Origin of the sequence: Kribbella pratensis (assembly GCF_004365355.1) — a bacterium.
Classification (GTDB): domain Bacteria; phylum Actinomycetota; class Actinomycetes; order Propionibacteriales; family Kribbellaceae; genus Kribbella.
In genome coordinates this window covers 718,555-735,393 of the sequence record NZ_SODP01000004.1, presented here as the reverse complement: position 1 = coordinate 735,393, position 16,839 = coordinate 718,555, and the positions used below count along the sequence as shown (strand labels likewise).

Below are 16,839 nucleotides of genomic sequence, written 5' to 3'. Positions count from 1 at the left end.
GGCACTCGGCGGGCACCTCGCCGTGCTGGAGCGAAGGGAACGATGAACACCGCATCGCCCCCTCCGCTCCAGCACGCCGAGGCACTCCGCCGAGCACCTGCTCGCTACGGCGTGGGATCGCGAGACACACCCTAGTTGTGCGAGACGACCTGCGGGAGGGCGTCGTTGACGGCGGCTGCGACCGAGGCTGACTCGAGGCCGTCGGCGACCGTGTGGAGGAGGCGGACCAGGTGGGCGGCGTCGGTCGGGCCGAGGATGCCGGTGATGACGTCGAGGACGCGGACGGTGAGAGCGTCGAGCTGCGAGAGCCGGGCCTGACCCATCGACGTGACGGCCAGTGCCGGCGTGGTCCGGACCATGCCGAGCGTCTCGAGGTCGGCGATCGCCAGCTCTGCCTCGCCGGGCGTGATGCCGACCTGCTGCGAGACCTCGTCCGGAGTCGTGCGGCCGTTGGCGACCGCATTCAGCACGAGGGCGGCCGGCATGGTCATCCCGACCGCTTGCTGCAGGCCGAGGATGAGCGGGTGGGCGTGGCCGCGGACGCGCTCCACCGCGTCGAGCAGCCGGAGAGCGTCGCCGATGTCACCGATCAGGTGCTCTGTCTGGACAGCCGCGATCCCCGTTGGCCCCGTGCGGACGGGCGACGGCACCACGCCGCCGATGACCCGCTCCGGCACCACAAGGGCGTTTGCCACGACCCGCTCGTCGGCGGATCCTTGTGGCCTGATTCCAGCGTCTTCGATGGTCACGCCTCCAGCCTACGGAGCCGTTCCGACAGCTTCGGCGTGTCTTTCCTGAGGAAACCCTATGAATCTCAGGCCATTCCTGGCCTACGCTCCGCCCATGCAACTGAACGGGAAACGAGCTCTGGTGATCGGTGGCGGTGGCGGCGGGATCGGTCGCGCGACGACGGAGGCCTTCGGCAACGAAGGTGCGGCGGTCGTGGTCGCGGACCTCGAGCTTGCACGCGCCGAGGAGGCCGCTGCCGCGGTGCGGGCAGGCGGCGGTACGGCGTACCCGGTGTCCGGTGACGTCCGTTCGGCGAGCGACATCGAGGCGATGATCTCGACCGCGGCCGAGAAGCTCGGCGGGCTCGACGTACTCGTCACCGTCGTCGGCGGGCAGGTCGCGTTCGTGCCCGCGGTGAAGCTGCACGAGATGGCCGACCAGGACTGGGACACGATCTACGAGGTCAACCTCCGGTACGTCGCCCGCGCGGTCCGGGCGGCGCTCCGCGTCTTCCTGGACCAGGGCAACGGCGGGACGATTGTCAGCGTCGGCTCGGTCACCGGTTTCATGGCAGCCCCCGAGCAGGCGGCGTACGGCGTGATGAAGGCGGGCATCCTGAGCCTGGCCCGGACGGTCGCCGCGGAGTACGCCCGCGACGGCATCCGGATGAACGTTGCCGCGGCCGGCGCGATCGCCACCGCGGTGGCCAATGCGAACGTCGACGCCGAGGTTGTCGAGGAGATCCCCGTCGGTCGGTTCGGTCGCTCCGAGGAGGTGGCTCAGGCCGTGGTCTACCTGGCGTCGGACGCGGCGTCGTACATCACCGGACAGCAGATTGTGCTGGACGGCGGCGTCTCCGTACGGGGTCCGTTCGGGTAATCGAACATACCGGCGAAGAATTGGGTTCCGGCCGGTTCCGAAAAAGCTGGGAATTTCTGAATTCGGGCGTGACCTCGGCTCGCCGTACTCCGTTGGATCTGACGTGACGGTGAACACAACACGGCGCACCGGCACCGCGCTCGCCCGCGTTTTCCAGGCCGTACCACCCCCGAAGTAACAGCCAGGAGGACCAGTGACAACCGCCACCGCCATCCAGACGATTGAGCGCCGACGCGTCCGTGTCTGGTTCGGTGAGCACGTCATCGCCGACTACAACGCCGAGCCGGCGTTGGCCGAGCGGTACGCAGACGCCATGAGCCGTCGGTTCGCCGGACTCCGGGTCACCAACGACCCGATGCCGGCCGTCGACAAGCTCCCCGACCCCCTGCCCGGCGAGCGTATGTGGGATGTAGCACCCCGCTGAGAAAGCTGTGCATCTGGAGAAGGGCATCCGGCGCCTTTCGCGTTCCGTATCTCACCAGACAACCCACCCGGAACGTGGCCCAGGTCGAGAACCTCACCTCGATCACACAAAGGCACCGGTGATTGGGCGGCAAGCGAGCGTGGGCGTTCTGCCCCTCGCTTGCCGCCATTTCTCTCGATGAGCACTCTGCACACTGCGCCTGAGACAACTGAATAAACCTCATCGTTCGCACCGGATCCCCCAGGTCCGGTGCGAACTTGTTTGTCTCAGAGGTTTGCGTAGTACTCCGGTTTCATCTGGATGAGCTGGACGTAATTGCCGTCCGGGTCGATCAGCGTCGCGAACCACCCGACGCCGCGATCCTCGGGGTGCACCAGCCAGTCGACGTCGAGCGTGCGCAGGTGCGCGGCCGCCGCCTCGATGTCCTCGACCTCGAAGTTCACGATGTGCCGCCCCGGCTCGGCGGTCTTCGCGGCGACGTCGTCGCGCTGCTCGATCACCAGCCCGAACCCGCCGAGGTTCAGGTTCCCGTAGCCGTCGACCTCCGCCTGGAACCCGTCGCGGTACCACGCCTTCAACCGCTCGGCGTCGGTACTGCCGATCAACATGCTGTTCAGAACAGGCTTCGCCACGATCTCTCCCTTTCCACGGACCTCTGTCGTCCGGTACGTCGGAACCAGCGCGCCGCTCTCGACATGACCTGGTCGACTCCGATGATGATCAGATGAAGTTCACCGCCGAACTGCTCTCCACCGGGAAGAACACGGCCGGCTTCGAGGTGCCCGAAAGCGTCGTCGAGTCGCTCGGCGGTGGCGGCCGGCCCAAGGTCAGCGTCACCGTCAACGGGTTCACGTTCCGGACTTCGATCGCGCGGATGGGCGGGCGGTACCTGCTCGGGTTCAGCGCGGAGCGGCGTACCGAAGCGGGCGTCGCGGCCGGCGAGGTCCTCGAAGTCGACGTCGAGCTCGACACGGCTCCGCGAGAGCTCGAGGTGCCGGAGCCTTTGGCCGCTGCGCTGGCCGCGGATCGAGAGGCCCAGGCGTTCTGGGAGACGTTGAGTTACAGCAACCGGCAGTGGCACGTCTTGCAGGTGACGTCGGCGAAGACGGACGCCACCCGCGAGCGACGGATCGAGAAGTCGATCGGAATGCTTCGCGAAGGCCGGGCTCGCTGACTGGTACTAGCAGTACTCGCGGCAGCCGTTGTCCGCGCCGTACGCGCGGTGTGTCTTGGCGACTGTGCTGACCGGTGAGAGTTGGCCGCCGTGGTGCCAGCTGTTGAGGAACTGCTGCGGGGCGACCGCGCCGCGGCGGATCCACCACGTGTTCGGTTTCGTCGGCCAACTGATACCGAAGTGCAGGTGCGGCGGGGTGACGCGCGCGCTGCCTGTCTTACCGGTACGGCCTAGCGTTTGTCCGGCGTGGACGCTGACGCCGGGGCGGACTCCTGGTCCGATCGCCGACAGGTGTGAGCCGTAGTACCTGACTCCGTCGACCCCCACGATCGAGACCGAAAGGCCGCCGCGGTCGGGTCCCCGGTTGGTCTTCGGGTCCCAGTTGTCGACGCGCGTCACTTCGTCGACGCGGCCGTCGATGGGCGCGACGAACAGGCAGCCTACGTTCGCGAAGATGTCCGAGGCGGGGTAGTCGTGGTGGCTCTGTGAGGCGTCCGCCCGGCAACCACCCACAGGAAACACGTACCGCCGAGTCGGCTGTGCGAGGTTGCTCGGGCGCGGCGGAGTGGTTGGGCGCGTCGGAGACGTTGCGTGCGACGGAGACGTCGGGCGCCCTGGAGTGGGCGGTTGTGTCGTTGTGCTTTCCGGCTGCTGTGGTCTCGTCGGCTGCGGTGTGACGGCGGTCGGTTGGGGTGTGACGGCGGTCGGTCGGGTGCGGTCGAAGACGCCGGCTGCGGACAGCGCGAACAACCCACCGCCGGCGACAACCACCAGCGCTGCGACAAAGAAAGCCCAGAGGCGCCGCGTCACGGATACCAGAACGCGTTGACGGCTGCAGACGAGTACACGGTTTCACACGGTATCCCGTTCTTGTCCGCGTCCATGCGATCCGGCATGCCGTAGTACCACCAGTATCTGACGGCCTCCGCGTACGAAGCCCCTCGCGCGGCCAGGTCCCGGCAGTACAAGCCGGCCGACCAGAACACCACGCCGCTGATCTCGCGCCTGTTCCAGTACGCGGCGACATCGCTGCGCGGATACACGGTCTCGCACGGAATTCCGTTGCGGTCGGCATCCATCTGGTTCGGCTGCCCGTGCAATCGCCAGTAATCGATCGCCGCGACATAGCTGTATCCCTTGGCGTTCAGGTCGCGGCAGAACAACCCGGCCGGCAACGACCGGACATCGCCGGCCGCCGGTGCCGAGTTCGACCGGCCCTTCACGGTCGGCTTCGGTACGACGGTCTTCGTGATCACCGGCGCCGGCGCCGACGCGACCGGCGCCGAGGCCGCTGTCGACGGCGCGGTGTCCGCCGCTCGCGGTGCCGGATCATCCTTCGTCATCAGCACCACGAGCCAGGCCAGCAGCACCAGGATGACGCCGACCGCCACCCCTCCCAGGGCTGCCAGCGTCGCGTTACCGCGCTCGTTCCGCCGGTGACAATGCGTGTGCGTATACGGCTCTCCATTCATGATTCCCCCCGCAGGCCATTGAAGCCTCGTCACTCTGTGTTGTCCACAGCTCGGGCCGGAATGGTGTTCATCGGGCGAACATCTGGTGGTCATGCGGACGGGTGATGATCGCGCGGAATCCACCGGGGAGAGGACTGTGATGGCGCACTCGCATTCGCACGGATCACCGCCCAGACGCTGCCGAACTGGGCGAATTTCGTGCCCGCGCTGAACCGCGTCGACGTCATCCAGGGCGCGGTGACCGGGCCGGTCGGTGACAAGGACACGATCACCGCGCCGAACACCAAGGTCGTCAAGCAATGGGACACGTCCGGCAAACGCGGTACGTTCGAGCTTGTCTACCCGCTGGGTCGCGCCGACGAGGCGCAGTACGTCCGCGTTCGCGGCACCGACGGGAACCGTTGCCAGCCCGGATACCTGGGCGCGACCGTGGATCCCGCCGGGCCGAAGCTCGATGTGGTCGGCGACGCGGACCCGTGGGTGGATCTGTGGTTCTACACCAACCCCCTTTGGGTGCTGCCCAAGTAAGGAACTCAGTTGTGATCATCGCGATCGATGCCGACAGCTTGGACACGGCCGCTGCCGACCACCTGCTGTACGAGCTGATCGACGCCGTGGACCAACCGGTCGTCGCCCTCACCCACATGGTGTCGGGCGACGACCGTCCGCACGTCGCGGTGTCGCTGACCAGCGCGGCCGATCTCGCGGACCCGATCCGCGCGGTAGTTGCCGACCGCAACGTTGGCCTGGCCGTCACGAGAGCCGGTGCCTCGGAGCCGGAGCTCGCGGGTCCGAGCCGGTTGGTCCGCGGTGCGTATGTCGCCGCGGTCGAAGCGGCTCTCGGCACGACGGGCCGGGTGGTCCGCTGGCCCGGTCACGAGCAGGCACACGGCGTACTGCCCGCGGCCGAACTCCGCGCCCGCTGCGGTATCGATCAACTAGAAGGCATCGGCGGCGTACCCGTCGAGGACGACACCTTGGTCGACACCCTCGACTTCCTCCGCCCGGTACGCCGCGACGGCCGCCTGGTCCTCCAGGTCCAGCCCGCCGCCGACAACTTCCTCATCCCCTTCGAACTCCAACACCAACAAAACTGCTGCACCGACCACTAGGCCCAAGCAGCTGAATCCTCCAGCACCTCGGGAAGCCGGCCGATCACGCCCAGGCGTTGGGTGCAGCGGGTCAGGGCGACGTAGAGGTCTCGGAGGCCGCGGGGGGACTCGACGACTATGCCGTCGGGGTCCACCACGAGGACCGAGTCGAACTCGAGGCCCTTGGCTTCGCGGGCGGTGAGGACTGTGACGCCGGCCAGGCCGTCGACTGCCTCCTGGATGAGTTCGAGCCGGTTGCGCGAGGTGATGACGCCGACCTCGCCGTACGCCGTCTCCTCGGCCGCCATCTTGTACACGTACAAAGCCTGCTCGGCGGCGGGAACGTCCGCGTGCCACGGCTTCACCCCGGTCGAGCGGACCGATTGCGGCGCCCGCGCCGACGGGTCGACCTCCCGCAGTACGTCGTTGGCCAGCTCCATCACCTCGGCGGGCGTGCGGTAGTTCAGCGTCAGCTCGGCCAACCGCCAGCGATCGCCGAATGTCTCGCCGAGCGCGCTCGCCCAGGAAGTCCCGCCGCCGATCGAACTCGTCTGCGCAACATCACCGACAATGGTCATCGACCGCAGCGGGCACCGCCGCGCGATCGCCCGCCACGCCATCGGCGACATCTCCTGCGCCTCGTCGACGATCACGTGACCGTACGTCCATCGCCGGTCCGCAGCGGCTCGGTCAGCCAGCGTCCGGTCGTCGTCCGCCTCGTACCGCTCGGCCAACGCCTCCGCGTCCAGCAGGTCCTTCGCAGTAAGGATCTCCGCCTCGTCGTCCTCGTCCCAGTCAGTCGACCCGGAACCGCTCAGCACGTCCAAAGCCCCTTGTGCATAAGCGATTGCGCGCGCCCGAGCGGCCCGCTCCCGTGCCGCTTCGGTCCCGTCGTCGCCAAGCAACTCGGCCGCCTCGTCGAGCAGCGGTACGTCGGCCGGCGACCAGTCGTCGCCGTACCTCAACAGATGTTCGCGATCCAGCTCCGACAGCTGCGGCGCCGCCGACGCCAGCCGGGCCTCGTCGCCGTACAGCTCCTCGAGCAGTTTCTGCGGACTGAGCAACGGCCACAGCTGCTCCAACAGAGCCTGTACGGCGGGCTCGGCAAGCACCTCCTTGCGCAACTCGGCCAGGTCGTACTCGTCGAGCAACTGCTCGCCGTCGAGCGGATCGGTGCCGATCAGCTCGGCGTACTGGTTCGTGAGGTAATCGGTGAACTCGTTGAGGATGAACGGCCGCGCCTGGTTGTGGGTCAGACCGCGGTTGCGCACCCGCGCATGCGTCTGCTCGCACACCGTCGGGTCGAGCGTGAGCTCGGTCCGCTCGACCGTCACCCGAACCGGCTCCTCCGGGATCCACTGCCGATCGGCGACCGCCTTCGCGATCACCTCGGCCATCACCGTCCGCCCCTTCACCTCGGCGCTCTCCGGCGGCTCCGGCCGGGTCGCGTTCAGCCCCGGGAACAGCTCGGCGATCGTGACCAGCCGGACGCCGTCCTCACCGAGCGACGGCAGCACCTGACCGATGAACCGCAGGAACGCCGCATTCGGCCCGACGACGAGAATTCCGCGCTTTTCCAGCTGCTCGCGATGCGTATACAGAAGAAATGCCGCCCGGTGCAGCGCGATCGCGGTCTTTCCGGTGCCGGGACCGCCTTGAACGACCAGGATTCCGGGCAGTTCGGAACGGATGATCCGGTCCTGGTCGGCCTGGATAGTCTGGACGATCGACTCCATCCGGCCGGTCCGTCGCGCCTCGAGCGCCTTCATCAGCACGGCCTCGCCGATCACGCCGGTGCCGGGCTTGGACGGGTCGGCTGCCTCACGACCGAGGTCGAGCTGCTCGTCCTGTACGTCGATCACCCGGCGCAACCGGGTCTGGACGTGCCGTCGGCGTACGACGTCGTGATTCGCCACCGCGGTCGCGATGTAGAACGGCCGCGCCGCGGGGGCGCGCCAGTCGACCAGCAAAGGCTCGTAGTCCGCGTCGTGCAGGCCGATCCGGCCGATGTGCAGCACCTCCCCGTCGGCGGTGTCGAGGCGGCCGAAGTACAGGCCTTCCTCGGCGGCGTTCAGCCGGGCCTGCCGGAGCTTGAGGTCGCGGATCCGGCCGTCGCGCTGGTGCAGGGCCTGCGCGTTGCGGGTATGGACCAGTTGCTCGTCGTCGGTCCGGGCGTCCGTACGCTCGCGCTCGTTGTCGAGCGCGGTGTAGAACGTGGTCAGGTGAGCCTGTTCGGCATCGACCGGATTCGGCAATTCAAACCCCTTGTGTTAAAATACGTCCCGTTGGTTCCAAGGCCGCATTTCAGTCGTTCAGGAAATGGCGCGCGCGGCAGCCACAAATCCTTGAGTTTATCCCTTTCCGGGGTTTTCCTGTAGTGGTGTTCCACTCGATCATCCCGCCGTACCTGCTCGAGCAGCTCGAGCGGTCCGCGAGCGATCCCAGCCTCCGCGCCCGGTACCGGCAGTCGCTGCAGCATGACGCCGTACTGCGGTCGCGCCCAGCCGCCGGTCGTGAGACGGAGGCCGCAGCCCCGGGTGGCCGGCAGCGCAAGGTCTACGACGCCGAGAACGGCACCGATCTGCCGGGCACGTTGGTCCGCGCCGAGGGTGACGATCCCGTCGAGGACCAGACGGTGAACGAGGCGTACGACGGCACCGGTGCGACCTGGACGCTGTACAAGGAGCGCTTCGGGCGGGACTCGATCGACGGCGCCGGCCTGGTGTTGACCTCGACGGTGCACTATGACCGCGGGTACGCGAACGCCTTCTGGGACGGCGCGCAGATGGTGTTCGGCGACGGTGACGGCGAAGTGTTCGGCAACTTCACGGCGTCGATCGACGTGACCGGGCACGAGCTGACCCACGGCGTCACGCAGTACACGGCGAACCTCGCCTACGACGGTCAGTCGGGCGCGCTGAACGAGAGCATCTCGGACGTGTTCGGGTCGCTCGCCAAGCAGTACGCGCTGGGGCAGAGCGCGGCGGAGGCCGACTGGCTGATCGGCGCGGGGCTGCTGCTGCCGGGGGTCCAGGGGGTGGCGCTGCGGTCGATGAAAGCGCCCGGCACGGCGTACGACGACCCGCGGCTCGGGAAGGATCCGCAGCCGGCCGACATGTCCGGGTACGTCGACACCCAGGACGACAACGGCGGCGTACACATCAACTCGGGCATCCCGAACCGCGCGTTCTACCTGGTCGCGGCTGAGCTCGGCGGCAACGCGTACGACGACGCCGGCAAGATCTGGTACGAGACGCTGACGTCGGGCAATCTCAGCGAGTCCGCCACTTTCAAGGACTTCGCCGAGGCCACCCAAGCCACCGCGCGGAGCCTCTTCGGCGACGACTCCACCCAGCTGGCCGCCGTCACGAAGTCCTGGCAAACCGTCGGCGTCCTGGATGACCAAAGCTCGCTGATGGAGGCTGCGAAGTCTTCTCTGGAGCCCTCCACGCCACCCTCACTGCCACCAGACGGATGAGATGGTTTGACCTCGAGTCTTGTTGAGGTATTAGCGTCGTCGGTGTGACTGTTCATCCGCTGCGGCTCGTCGTGCTGACGCGCAATCTCGACAGCGGACGGTTCGGTACTGCGGTCACGCGGTGGTTCGCACGGGAGGTAGAGCGGGCGGACGAGTTCAAGCTCGACCTCATCGATCTGAGCGTGGTGCCGCTGGCGGAGTTGCCCGGGCGGATCGGGGACGCGGACGCGGTCATGATCGTCACGGCTGAGTACAACCATGCGTACCCGGGCGACGTGAAGACGGCGATCGACGCGGTACGGCGGCCTTGGTACGCGAAGCCGGTCGGGTTCGTCGTGTACGGCGGAAGGTCGGGCGGACTGCGGGCCGCGGAGCAACTGAGGCTGGTCTTCGGTGAGCTGCATGCGGTGACGATCCGCGACAGCCTGGGCTTCCGCGAGGAGGACTTCACCGCCGAAGGCGAGCCGACCGACCCCAGCACCTCCGCGGCCGCTGCGGCGATGCTCCGCCAGCTCGCGTGGTGGGCTCGATCACTTCGCGACGCCCGGGCAAACACGCCGTACCCGGAATAGGTCGCCGTGGGCGGCGGTTGGGTGTTCTAAGTGAGCGCCGAACCGATGCCCCTGTCCGTGCTCGACCTCTCGCCGGTGCCGTCAGGCACGCGGCCGTCGGAGGCGCTGCACGAGACGCTCGAACTGGCCCGCACCGCGGAAGCGGCCGGGTACTACCGTTACTGGCTCGCGGAGCATCACAACATCCGCAGCGTGGTGAGCACGAGCCCCGAGGTGATGATCGCTGCGGTTGCTGCTGCCACCTCGAGCATCCGCGTCGGGTCGGGCGGGATCATGCTGCCGAACCACTCGCCGTTGAAGGTCGCGGAGACGTTCCGCGTGCTTGGCGGGCTGTACCCGGACCGCATCGACCTCGGCATCGGCCGGGCGCCCGGCACCGACCAGCGCACCGCGCTCGCCCTGCGCCGCAGCCGCGAGGCGCTCGGCGCGGACGACTTCACCGAGCAGTACGCCGAACTCCGCGCGTACGTCGAGGGCTTCCCGGCCGGTCACCCGTTCGAGCCGATCAGCGCACAACCTGACGACGTACCGCTGCCGCCGGTCTGGATCCTCGGATCCAGCACGTACGGCGGTCAGGCGGCGGCCGCCCTCGGAACCGGGTTCGCGTACGCCGGGCATTTCGGCACGCTTGATCCGGCCGGCGTCATCTCGACGTACAAGGAGAACTTCCAGCGCTTCGAGAACGACGGTGAGCCGCGGGCGATGCTGGCGCTCGCCGCGATCGTCGCCGAGACCGAGGAACGCGCCCAGGCCCTGGCCCGTGCGAATGCCCTCTCCATGCTCCGGCTCCGCTCCGGCCGTCCGGGACCGCTGCCGTCCCCCGAGGAAGCCGCGGACTACCCGTGGTCAGAGGCGGAAGAGGCCGCCGTCGAGGAGTGGGCCGGACTGGTGTCCGTCGGCACGCCCGACCAGGTGGCCGCCGACCTGCTCCGCCGCGCCAACAAGGCCGGCGCCGACGAGCTCATCATCACCACAAACATCCACGACCCTGCCGAACGACGCCGCTCCTTCGAGCTGCTGGCCGTCGCTTGGGGCCTGAAGCCTCGCTGATTGCGGACCTCCCGCACTGACCAACCCGTGGGCCAACGTCTGCCGCCCGCCTGCCGCCCGCCTGCCTGAGCCGCAGCCGGCCGGTGTGGGCCGAGTTGGTCAGTGGTGTGCGTCCGGCATCGCGCGGATGTGCTCGAAGATCAGGCTGGTTTCCGCGTGGCTGACGGCCGGATCGGCCGTCAGGTGATCGAGGACGAACTCCCGGAGCGCATCCGGGGTGGCTGCGCTGACGTGCAGAAGATAGTCGTTGGCTCCGCTGACATGGAACAGCGAGAGCACGCCCGGCAACGCCGGGACCTTGGCGCGGAAACGGTCGATCTCGTCGCGCGAGTGCGCGCCGATGCGGATCGCGATCAGCGCCTGCAGCGGCTGACCCAGCGCGCCCAGATCCACGTCGGCATGGAAGCCGCGGATCACCCCACGCTCACGCAGTGACCGCACCCGGGTGAGACACGTCGACGGCGCGATCCCGGTCGCCTCAGCGAGCGCATTGTTCGCCATCCGCCCGTCGGCGGTCAGCAGTTGCACCAGCTTCCGATCGACCTCGTCGAGGCCGCCGGGGGCCGGCCGCGGAGCCGGTCCCGGGCTCCGACGATCCTTCGGCATGCCCTCACTCTAGGGCCCGTCCACAGAATCCACAGCCTGTGGACGACACTGTGGACGAATTTTCTTCGGAACTATTGTGCCAATCCCGCAGAAGATTCCATCCTCTCCGCGAGGAGGCAGCCATGACCCAGCTCGACACCCGTTCGGTCCACGCCGGTCGCGACGACCTGGCCGCTCTCGGCGTCCACGTTCCACCGATCGACCTGTCCACCACGTATCCGCTCCCCGACGTGAATACGGGCGGAGCGTCGTACGACTCGCTCGCGCAGGGGCGCGGGCCGGACGGCGGCAGCCTCGTCTACCAGCGTCTGTGGAACCCGACCGTCGCCCGTTTCGAGGACGCGCTTGCCGAGCTCGAGCACACCGACGGGGCGGTCGCGTTCGGTTCGGGCATGGCCGCGCTCACCGCCTGCCTGCTCGCCGGCGTCGCCGCCGGTCGTCCGCATGTGGTCGCCGTGCGACCTCTGTACGGCGGCAGCGACCATCTGTTATCCACAGGCCTCCTGGGGACAACCGTGACTTACACACAGCCGAGCGAAGTCGCCGGAGCGATCCGCCCGGACACCGGTGTGGTGATCGTCGAGACCCCGGCCAACCCGACGGTGGCCCTCGTCGATATCGCGGCGGTCGCCTCCGCGGCCGGCGACGTACCCGTGCTGGTGGACAACACGTTCGCGACGCCGGTGCTGCAGCAGCCGGCTCGGCACGGGGCGAGCCTGGTGTTGCACTCGGCAACCAAGTACCTCGGCGGTCATGGTGACGTTATGGGTGGCGTCGTCGCGGCCGGCGTGGAGTGGGTCGGCCGGCTCCGGCAGATCCGCGCAGTAACAGGGGGCCTGCTGCATCCGTTGGCGGCGTACGAACTGCACAGGGGACTGCAGACGCTGCCGGTTCGGGTACGGGCGCAGCAGGCAACCGCAATCAAGGTCGCCGACTGGTTGTCCGCGCAACCGTCCGTGGGCGAGGTGTACTACCCGGGCCTCACGGACTCCCAGCACCTCATCGGACGTCAGCAATCAGGTCCAGGGGCCGTGCTCGCCTTCACCATCTCCGGAGGATTCGAGGCTGCCTCGAGGGTCGCCGGCGCCCTGAAGCTCATCACCCACGCGGTCTCTCTGGGCGGCGTGGACACGCTCATCCAGCACCCCGCCGCGCTGACTCACCGCCTGGTGCCCGCCGAGGCCAAGCCGTCCGACGGGCTGCTCCGCCTCAGCCTCGGCCTCGAAGACCCCGAGGACCTCACCGCCGACCTCGCCAACGCCCTCGCCAACGCCCTCGCCTGACGCTCTTTGGGCACCCACCAACCATTTCGGGGCCGCCGGAACGGTTGGTGGGTGCACAAAGTGCGGTTCGGGAATCTGCTCAGGGCAGATCTTTGCGCGGGGGACCTGGTGGGAGTGGCACACTCGGTACAGGACATCCGGAGGCGAGGAGGGCCAGACGTGTTGCTACGCCAGGTGATCGGGAACGTCTTCCGCCGCTTGCGGCGCGAGCGGGGGATCACCCTGCGCGAGCTCGCTGAGCTGGCCCAGGTGTCGGTGCCGTACCTGTCCGAGATCGAGCGTGGGCGCAAGGAGCCGTCCTCGGAGATCCTCGCCGCGATCTGCCGGGCGCTCGAGCTCGAGCTGACGGATCTGCTGTCCGAGGTGCAGTTCGACCTCGCGACCGCCGTACGCTCCACGCTGCCGGTCCGGCTGCAGACCGCCGCGATCCGGGTCGAGGACCGCACCGCGCACCGGATCCCGTCCGGCCCCCGTGCGTACTCCGCGACGGCGCAGGCGTTCGCACTGGTCGCTTAGTTGGTCGACTGGTACGAGAACCCGGCCGCGAGGTCCTGGCGTACGTCGCCTGCTCCGGCCGAGGTGCTCGCGTTCCACCAGAGCCTCCCGTCGTACCGTCCGACTCCGCTGACTCCTGTCCCTGCACTGGCTGCCGAGCTAGGAGTCGGCCGAGTGCTCGTGAAGGACGAGTCGCAGCGGCTCGGGCTGCCCGCGTTCAAGGCGCTCGGTGCATGGTGGGCGATTCACCGTGCGGTGCAGGAGCAGCCCGGCGCGTCCGAGCTGGTGACCGCGACCGACGGCAACCACGGTCGGGCTGTCGCTCGGCGGGCGGCGATGCTCGGGCTGGCAGCGCACGTCTTCGTCCCGGACGTGGTGAGTGATGTCGCCGTGGATGCGATCCGCTCGGAGGGCGCGGTGGTGACCGTCGTACCGGATTCGTACGACGCCGCGGTGGCCGAGGCTGCGGCGTACGCGGGGGATGATCGGCTGTTGATCCAGGACTCCGCGTGGCCGGGGTACGAGGTGATCCCGCAGTACATCGTGGACGGGTATTCGACGCTGTTCCGCGAGATCGACGTACAGCCTGACCTGGTCGTCGTTCCGATGGGTGTGGGCTCGGCGGCGCAGGCGGCTGTGACGCATTACCGGAGCGGTGAAGTGGCCCCGGCCCTCCTCGGCGTCGAGCCCGCCAGCGCGTCCTGCGTCACCACGAGCCTCGTCGCAGGGGAGTTACTGACGATCCCGACCGGCAAGACCGTGATGGCCGGCCTCAACTGCGGTACGCCGTCGTCGCTGGCGTGGCCCGTACTGCGCTCCGGCCTCGACTACTCGGTGACGGTCGAGGACGACCCGGCCCTGCAGGCCGTGGACGACCTCGGGGCAGCGGGGATCTCGTCCGGACCGAGCGGTGCGGCGACTCTCGCTGGGCTCCGCGCGGCCCGGGACCGGCTAAATCTGATGGAGGACAGCACTGTTGTCCTGATAAGCACTGAGGCGTGCGTATCCAGGTGAAGTTTCCGGTCGATGATCGGGAGTTGTCCGAGCTGCATGCGGCGGCGTTCGAGAGCGAGCCCGAGGTCACCGCGTGGGGCGAGCGGTTGGAGCGGTGGGCCTTGACGTGGGTCGGTGCCTTTAGCAACGAGCAGCTGGTCGGCTTCGTGCAGGTGTGCTGGGACGGCGGCGCGCATGCGTTCGTGCTGGATACCGCCGTACATCCGGATCACGGCCGGCGCGGTATCGGCAAGCAGTTGGTGCTGACCGCGGCCGAGGAGGCGCGCAAGGCAGGGTGCGAATGGCTGCATGTCGACTTCGAGCCGCATCTGAGCGCGTTCTACCTCGACGCGTGCGGGTTCCGGCCGACGGACGCGGGGCTGCTCAAGCTCCGATGACGGTCAGCCGTTCGGTGGAGATGCACGACGTCAGGCAGCGTTCCTTCGCGTCGCCGAGCAGGTCCGCGGTCCAGGTCGTGAACCCGCCGTCGCCGAGTCCTTCGCCGCCGCGATCGATGCCGAGTGCGGTGCCGGCGTAGTAACCCGCGCTCTTGGTCCGCCCGGTGTCCTCCGTGAACGCGACCCCGAGCGCCGGCCGGACCGTGTCCTCGATCCGTTCCCGCAACGCCGACTCCTCGAACGCGGTGAACGTGAGCTCTGCCTTCTCGCCGAGTACGTCGTGCCAGAAGCTCAGGTGGTCGATCAACAGCTCGGCCTCCGTCCGGCACGAGCCGGTGTCACGCGCGCTCGACACCAGCACGAACAGCTCGAAGTGCGCGGACATGCCCGGCCCGTCGAACGGCTGCGCCCGTACCACCCGCTGACAGGCCGCCAGATGCACGCGGTCCTGGCCGGCACGACGGCGTACGGCGGCCTCGATCGCCAGCTCGTTGGTGGGGTCGCCGGCGACCTCCGTCCCGCGGATCGTGCTGAGCACCTGATGCTGGTTGATCGTCGCGATCGCCGAGCACGTGCCCAGCGGCGCCACCGGGGACAGCTGGACGCCGTCGAACTTCTCCGGCAGCGCCGCCCACAGCCGCTGCTGGGTCTTCACCAGCTCGCGCGGATCGATGGTCGACGGCCGCACGAACCGGTCCTGCTGCCAGCGCTGCAACAGCCGCGCCGGCGTCACCTTGGCGGCTCGCTCACGGGTCACGTCGAGCAGCACCGACTGCAGCTCGGACTGACTCAATCCGTCGACGAGGGCATCACGGCTGCCTTCCGGCAGCTTCGCCCAGAACCGTTCGCTGACCTGTCCCATCGCTCTACTCTGACCGATATTCCAGCGGCTTCGCGCGTCATTTTCGCGTATCTTCGATGCATGAGACTGCCGAGCCTGCATCTTTGACGTTCTGACAGAGGTCTGGTCGCCCGGGTTGTTGCCTTCGAGGCGTTCCACGACTTCATCCCGCTCTACCCGCTGTACCAGCTGCTGTTCGCCGATCACGGACTGTCGGCTGCCCAGATCTCGACGCTGTTCGTCATCTGGTCTGCGACCGCGTTCGTCCTCGAGGTGCCGTCCGGCGCCTGGGCGGATACCTATTCACGGCGCAAGCTGCTGGTTCTCGGCGCCCTGATCAGCTCACTCGGGTACGCCGCGTGGATCACGCTCCCGTCCTTCACCGGCTTCGCGCTGGGCTTCGTCCTCTGGGGTACGTCGTCCGCGCTGATCTCCGGTACGTACGAAGCCTTCGTGTACGACGAACTCGCCGCGCGGGACCGCACCGAGCAGTATGCGACCGTGCTCGGCCGGGCACGCTCGGCCTCGTTCATCATGAACCTCGCCGCGACCGCTCTCGCGACACCACTGTTCGCGCTCGGTGGCTACACGCTCGCCGGAATCGTCAGCGTGCTCAGCGGCCTGCTGCAGGCGGTCGTTGCGTGGACGCTGCCTGAAGCGCGAGTCGTCGAGACCGCCGGCGAGGCGGACGAACCGGGTACTCGAGCCGCCTTCGCGGTTTACCTCCGCGTCCTCCGGACAGGTGTGACGGAGGTGCTGCTCAGCCGGTCGGTACGCCGGGCGGTAGCGCTGGTGGCGTTGTTGGGCGGGTTCCTGGCCTTCGACGAGTACTTCCCGCTGCTCGGCCGGGAGGCGGGCGCGACGACCGGCGCTATCCCGCTGCTGATCGCGGGAACCGTTGCCGCGCAGGCGATCGGCAGCGCGCTCGCGGGACCGGCGTACAAGTTGCCCGCAGCAACTTTCGCAGTGGCACTCGGGGCAACGGCGGTGCTGATAGCTGGTGGGGCGCTGAGCGGGTCGGTGTGGGGGTTCCTGCCGATCGCACTGGGCTACGGGCTCATGCAGCTCGTCATCGTGGTGTCGGAGTCGCGATTGCAGGACGCGATCACCGGGCCGGCGCGGGCGACCGTGACCTCGGTGTCGGGCTTCTTCGCCGAGGTCTTCGCGATTGCGGTGTACGGCGGGTTCGCGCTGGGATCGCTGTGGTTCACGATGTCGGTGCTGGTCGCAGGTCTGACGATCCCGGTCCTGCTCACGGCGTTCGTCGTACCGTTCGCGCTGCCGGAGCCCCGGAGTTCGGTCGCCGCCGAAGCGTCCGACGCCTAGCCTCACACCATGACCCTGGATGACGTTG

Annotated in this window: 20 protein-coding genes; 13 read left to right on the top strand and 7 right to left on the bottom strand. The window is 68.4% G+C overall.

Annotated elements, in window-relative coordinates; all coding sequences use genetic code 11:
• Nucleotides 1–131 precede the first annotated feature (131 nt).
• A complete protein-coding gene (locus tag EV653_RS37950; protein WP_238160715.1) occupies nt 132–749 on the bottom strand; it encodes a MarR family transcriptional regulator in 618 nt (205 codons plus the stop codon).
• Between the two features lie 94 nt (nt 750–843).
• Here EV653_RS37950 and EV653_RS37945 point away from each other — a divergent pair, with 94 nt between their 5' ends.
• Together EV653_RS37945 and EV653_RS37940 are read left to right on the top strand one after the other, a co-directional pair.
• Nucleotides 844–1,608 carry an SDR family NAD(P)-dependent oxidoreductase gene (locus tag EV653_RS37945; protein WP_134110881.1) on the top strand — a complete coding sequence of 255 codons (765 nt, stop codon included), beginning with the start codon at nt 844–846 and terminating at the stop codon, nt 1,606–1,608.
• A gap of 193 nt (nt 1,609–1,801) precedes the next feature.
• Complete coding sequence (locus EV653_RS37940; protein ID WP_130443046.1) at nt 1,802–2,032, top strand: hypothetical protein; 231 nt, start codon at nt 1,802–1,804, stop codon at nt 2,030–2,032.
• A gap of 266 nt (nt 2,033–2,298) precedes the next feature.
• Here the strand turns inward: EV653_RS37940 and EV653_RS37935 are convergent, their stop codons facing one another.
• Nucleotides 2,299–2,664, bottom strand: coding sequence for a VOC family protein (locus EV653_RS37935; RefSeq protein ID WP_134110879.1), 366 nt, complete (start codon nt 2,662–2,664; stop codon nt 2,299–2,301).
• A gap of 92 nt (nt 2,665–2,756) precedes the next feature.
• Between EV653_RS37935 and EV653_RS37930 the strand changes: the two genes are divergently transcribed.
• A complete protein-coding gene (locus EV653_RS37930; RefSeq protein ID WP_134110877.1) occupies nt 2,757–3,206 on the top strand; it encodes a YdeI/OmpD-associated family protein in 450 nt (149 codons plus the stop codon).
• A 6-nt stretch (nt 3,207–3,212) separates the two neighbouring features.
• Here EV653_RS37930 and EV653_RS37925 read toward each other — a convergent pair whose 3' ends face one another.
• Together EV653_RS37925 and EV653_RS37920 are read right to left on the bottom strand one after the other, a co-directional pair.
• On the bottom strand, nt 3,213–3,719 hold the full coding sequence (locus tag EV653_RS37925; protein ID WP_202872011.1) for a M23 family metallopeptidase: 507 nt from the start codon (nt 3,717–3,719) through the stop codon (nt 3,213–3,215).
• Nucleotides 3,720–4,012: 293 nt separating this feature from the next.
• Nucleotides 4,013–4,678 carry an excalibur calcium-binding domain-containing protein gene (locus EV653_RS37920; protein ID WP_134110873.1) on the bottom strand — a complete coding sequence of 222 codons (666 nt, stop codon included), beginning with the start codon at nt 4,676–4,678 and terminating at the stop codon, nt 4,013–4,015.
• Nucleotides 4,679–4,876: 198 nt separating this feature from the next.
• Here EV653_RS37920 and EV653_RS37915 point away from each other — a divergent pair, with 198 nt between their 5' ends.
• Nucleotides 4,877–5,206 carry a hypothetical protein gene (locus tag EV653_RS37915; RefSeq protein WP_238160714.1) on the top strand — a complete coding sequence of 110 codons (330 nt, stop codon included), beginning with the start codon at nt 4,877–4,879 and terminating at the stop codon, nt 5,204–5,206.
• A gap of 11 nt (nt 5,207–5,217) precedes the next feature.
• The gene (locus tag EV653_RS37910) at nt 5,218–5,790 is read left to right on the top strand and encodes a hypothetical protein (RefSeq protein WP_134110871.1); all 573 of its coding nucleotides are present in this window, start codon (nt 5,218–5,220) and stop codon (nt 5,788–5,790) included.
• Here EV653_RS37910 and EV653_RS37905 read toward each other — a convergent pair.
• A complete protein-coding gene (locus EV653_RS37905; protein WP_134110869.1) occupies nt 5,787–8,024 on the bottom strand; it encodes a HelD family protein in 2,238 nt (745 codons plus the stop codon). The two genes, EV653_RS37910 and EV653_RS37905, sit on opposite strands and share 4 nt — an antisense overlap.
• Nucleotides 8,025–8,149: 125 nt before the next feature.
• On the opposite strand from EV653_RS37905, the gene EV653_RS37900 reads away from it, so the two are divergent.
• From EV653_RS37900 to EV653_RS37890, 3 genes are read left to right on the top strand one after another with little or no spacing between them, the layout of a single operon-like run.
• Nucleotides 8,150–9,247, top strand: a complete 1,098-nt coding sequence (locus EV653_RS37900; protein WP_134110867.1) for a M4 family metallopeptidase — start codon at nt 8,150–8,152, stop codon at nt 9,245–9,247.
• A 44-nt stretch (nt 9,248–9,291) separates the two neighbouring features.
• Complete coding sequence (locus EV653_RS37895) at nt 9,292–9,819, top strand: NADPH-dependent FMN reductase (protein WP_134110865.1); 528 nt, start codon at nt 9,292–9,294, stop codon at nt 9,817–9,819.
• 30 nt (nt 9,820–9,849) lie between these two features.
• A complete protein-coding gene (locus EV653_RS37890) occupies nt 9,850–10,869 on the top strand; it encodes an LLM class flavin-dependent oxidoreductase (RefSeq protein ID WP_238160713.1) in 1,020 nt (339 codons plus the stop codon).
• 99 nt (nt 10,870–10,968) lie between these two features.
• On the opposite strand, the gene EV653_RS37885 is transcribed toward EV653_RS37890, so the two are convergent.
• Complete coding sequence (locus tag EV653_RS37885) at nt 10,969–11,475, bottom strand: Lrp/AsnC family transcriptional regulator (protein WP_134110863.1); 507 nt, start codon at nt 11,473–11,475, stop codon at nt 10,969–10,971.
• Between the two features lie 122 nt (nt 11,476–11,597).
• On the opposite strand from EV653_RS37885, the gene EV653_RS37880 reads away from it, so the two are divergent.
• The 4 genes from EV653_RS37880 to EV653_RS37865 all read left to right on the top strand — a co-directional run bounded on the left by EV653_RS37880 (nt 11,598) and on the right by EV653_RS37865 (nt 14,644).
• Nucleotides 11,598–12,758: a trans-sulfuration enzyme family protein gene (locus EV653_RS37880; RefSeq protein WP_134110861.1), complete on the top strand. Its 1,161-nt coding sequence runs from the start codon at nt 11,598–11,600 to the stop codon at nt 12,756–12,758.
• Between the two features lie 159 nt (nt 12,759–12,917).
• Nucleotides 12,918–13,274, top strand: coding sequence for a helix-turn-helix domain-containing protein (locus EV653_RS37875; RefSeq protein WP_134110859.1), 357 nt, complete (start codon nt 12,918–12,920; stop codon nt 13,272–13,274).
• Nucleotides 13,275–14,267: a pyridoxal-phosphate dependent enzyme gene (locus EV653_RS37870; protein ID WP_166679684.1), complete on the top strand. Its 993-nt coding sequence runs from the start codon at nt 13,275–13,277 to the stop codon at nt 14,265–14,267.
• On the top strand, nt 14,252–14,644 hold the full coding sequence (locus tag EV653_RS37865) for a GNAT family N-acetyltransferase (RefSeq protein ID WP_134110857.1): 393 nt from the start codon (nt 14,252–14,254) through the stop codon (nt 14,642–14,644). Before EV653_RS37870 ends, EV653_RS37865 begins: the two co-directional genes overlap by 16 nt.
• Here EV653_RS37865 and EV653_RS37860 read toward each other — a convergent pair.
• Nucleotides 14,631–15,506, bottom strand: coding sequence for a hypothetical protein (locus EV653_RS37860; protein WP_166679683.1), 876 nt, complete (start codon nt 15,504–15,506; stop codon nt 14,631–14,633). The two genes, EV653_RS37865 and EV653_RS37860, sit on opposite strands and share 14 nt — an antisense overlap.
• A 102-nt stretch (nt 15,507–15,608) precedes the next feature.
• Between EV653_RS37860 and EV653_RS37855 the strand changes: the two genes are divergently transcribed.
• Complete coding sequence (locus EV653_RS37855) at nt 15,609–16,811, top strand: MFS transporter (protein WP_134110855.1); 1,203 nt, start codon at nt 15,609–15,611, stop codon at nt 16,809–16,811.
• The last annotated feature ends 28 nt before the right edge of the window (nt 16,812–16,839 follow it).